This window comes from Stutzerimonas kunmingensis (assembly GCF_014764705.1).
GTDB lineage: Bacteria > Pseudomonadota > Gammaproteobacteria > Pseudomonadales > Pseudomonadaceae > Stutzerimonas.
In genome coordinates, this window is the sequence record NZ_JACXXG010000071.1 from 1 (window position 1) to 2,721 (window position 2,721).

The 2,721-nt window shown below is 62.9% G+C and carries 4 protein-coding genes; all 4 read left to right on the top strand.

Annotated elements, in window-relative coordinates; translation table 11 throughout:
* Positions 1–342, top strand: a 342-nt coding sequence (tnpA, locus tag IEG05_RS23525) for an IS66-like element accessory protein TnpA (protein WP_191122768.1), incomplete at its 5' end; no start/stop codon positions are given.
* Complete coding sequence (gene tnpB, locus IEG05_RS22880; protein WP_043106093.1) at positions 339–683, top strand: IS66 family insertion sequence element accessory protein TnpB; 345 nt, start codon at positions 339–341, stop codon at positions 681–683. The genes tnpA and tnpB, both read left to right, overlap by 4 nt.
* Positions 684–718: 35 nt before the next feature.
* On the top strand, positions 719–2,227 hold the full coding sequence (gene tnpC / locus IEG05_RS22885) for an IS66 family transposase (RefSeq protein WP_073625071.1): 1,509 nt from the start codon (positions 719–721) through the stop codon (positions 2,225–2,227).
* A gap of 3 nt (positions 2,228–2,230) precedes the next feature.
* Positions 2,231–2,721 (top strand): plasmid pRiA4b ORF-3 family protein (locus tag IEG05_RS22890; RefSeq protein ID WP_191122769.1); only part of this gene is annotated, 491 nt, incomplete at its 3' end.

Genomic DNA, 2,721 nt, shown 5'->3' on the forward strand with positions numbered 1-2,721 from the left:
CGCCCCAACTTTTCGGTGGAGTTCAAGCGTCGTGTCGTCGAGGCCACGCTATTGCCCGGCGCATCCGTCGCGTTGATCGCCCGAGAGCATGAGGTCAACGCCAACCTCGTCTTCAAATGGCGCCGTCACTATCGGGAGGGGCAGCTGGGGCCAGTTGCCCACCAGGTTACTTTGTTGCCGGTCAACCTGAGCAAGGCGCCGACGCCCTCAGCGGAAGAGGCAATGCCACTGCCGTCGAGTCCGGGCGGACTGGTTGTGGAGTGCGGTCGGGTCACCTTGCGCATTGAGGGCGTGCCCGACCCGCAAACCTTGCAACTGGTCTTGCAGCAGGTGTTGCGATGATTGCCCCGCCCATCGGGACTCGCATCTGGATCGCGGCTGGAGCCACCGACATGCGGCGGGGGTTCGATGGCCTGGCGGCCCTGGTGCAAACCCAACTTGAGGCGGATCCGTTCTCCGGCCAGATCTTCGTGTTTCGGGGACGGCGCGGTGACCGGATCAAATTGCTGTGGTGGGATGGCGATGGCTTGTGCCTGTTCTGCAAGCGGCTTGAGCAGGGGCGCTTCGTCTGGCCGCAAGCCACCAGCGGCAGCGTCTCCTTGACGACGGCACAACTCGCGATGCTGTTGGAGGGCATCGATTGGCGCCGACCGCTGCGCACCGCACCGGTACGAGCAGTCTGATGTTCAACGCTTGAGAACACCAGTAACATCGCGCCATGACTTGCGCGACCGACTTCCTTCCTGACGACATCCAGGCCTTGAAAGCCTTGGTTACCGCCCAGCGCGGGGAAATCGAGCACCTGAAACTGATGATCGCCAAGCTGCGGCGCATGCAGTTCGGTCGGCGTTCCGAGCAACTCGATGGCATGCTCGACCAACTGCAACTGACGCTCGAAGAGTTGCAGGTCAGCCAGGCCGCATTGGCCTCGCCACCACCAGCCCAATCGCGCCCACGTACACCCGTACGCCGCAAGCCATTGCCCGAGCATTTGCCCCGTGAAATCCACGTCCATCGACCCGATGCGCAGTGCCCAGGCTGTGGCGGCGAACTTCGTCATCTGGGCGATGACGTGGCCGAAGTTCTGGAGTACGTGCCGGCGCGCTTCAAGGTGATTCGTCACGTGCGGCCCAAGTTGGCCTGCCGCTGCTGTGACGGGATCGTGCAGGTGCCGGCCCCGAGCCGACCGATTTCCCGGGGTCTTGCCGGGCCGGGATTGTTGGCCCATGTGCTGGTGTCCAAATACGTGGATCATCTGCCGCTGTATCGGCAGTCCGAAATCTATGCGCGTGAGGGCGTGTCCCTGGAGCGCTCGACCATGGCCGACTGGATCGGCGAAGCGAGCCGGCTCTTGCAGCCATTGGTCAGCCGGTTGCGGCAGCACATCATGGCCGCCAACAAAGTCCACGCCGACGACACGCCGATCGCCGTGCTCGCCCCCGGCCAGGGTAAAACCAAGACCGGACGCTTGTGGACGTATGTGCGCGACGAGCGCCCCGCAGGTAGTAGCACGCCGCCGGCGGTCTGGTTTGCCTACTCGCCGGATCGCAAAGGCGAGCACCCCCGAGCCCATCTCCGGGGCTTCGCCGGGACGTTGCAAGCCGATGGCTATGCCGGTTTCGCGCAACTCTATGCCTCGGGCACGATTCACGAGGCGGCATGCTGGGCACATGCTCGACGCAAGTTTTTCGACCTGCACAAGGCACTGGCCTCGCCGATTGCGGCTGAGGCCCTGCAACGGATTGGCGCGCTATACGCCATCGAGGCGGAAATTCGCGGACAGCCGCCCGATCAACGACGCGCAGTGCGGCAGCGGCGAGCCAGCCCGCTGCTGGCGCACATGCACACCTGGCTTAATCACACGCTGACGCAATTGCCGCCCAAATCGGCATTGAGCGGTGCGATCCACTATGCCCTCGCACGTTGGCAGGCGCTGACGCGCTACTGCGCGGATGGCCGCATTGAAATCGACAACAATGCCGCCGAACGGGCCCTGCGTGCAGTCGCCCTGGGTCGCAAGAATTTTCTGTTCGCCGGTTCCGACGCTGGCGGAGAAAGAGCGGCGGCGATCTACAGCCTGGTCGGTTCAGCCAAGCTCAACGCATTGAACCCACAGGCTTATTTGACGCACGTGCTGGAGCGCATCGCCGACTACCCAATCAATCAGCTCGACGACTTGCTGCCCTGGAATATTGCTCTGCCTACCCTAGAACATGAGGCCGCTTGACCCATGCCCAACGTCACCCGTTTGCCCAAGCCGGCGAACGACCGTCTCCTGCAACTGCACATCGAACTGACGTGGATAAAACCCGCCATCTGGCGCCGGGTCGCCGTGCCCGAGCGCATCACCCTGAGCAAACTGCACCAGGTTATTCAGGCGGTGATGGGCTGGAGTGACACCCATCTTCATGAGTTTGAAATCGCTGGCGAAAGCTACGGTATTCCCGATCCCGACTGGGGCCCTCCGGTCGTTTCGGAACAGCGCAAGACGCTGACAAAGGTGCTGTATGGGTCGAAGGCGTTTCGTTACGTCTATGACTTTGGCGACAACTGGGAGCACCGGATCAAGATCGAGCGGCTGTTGCCGGCCATTGCGTGCCCGCATGTGCTGTATTGCATCGACGGCGCCAATGCCAGCCCGCCGGAGGATGTCGGCGGTGCACCGGGTTACGCGGATTTTCTGGACGCGCTTGCCGACCCCGAACATCCCGAATACTTGGA

Coding starts and splice junctions, on each gene's coding strand:
- tnpB (WP_043106093.1), top strand. CDS start 339: ATGATTGCCCCGCCCATCGGGACTCGCATCTGGATCGCGGCTGGAGCC.
- tnpC (WP_073625071.1), top strand. CDS start 719: ATGACTTGCGCGACCGACTTCCTTCCTGACGACATCCAGGCCTTGAAA.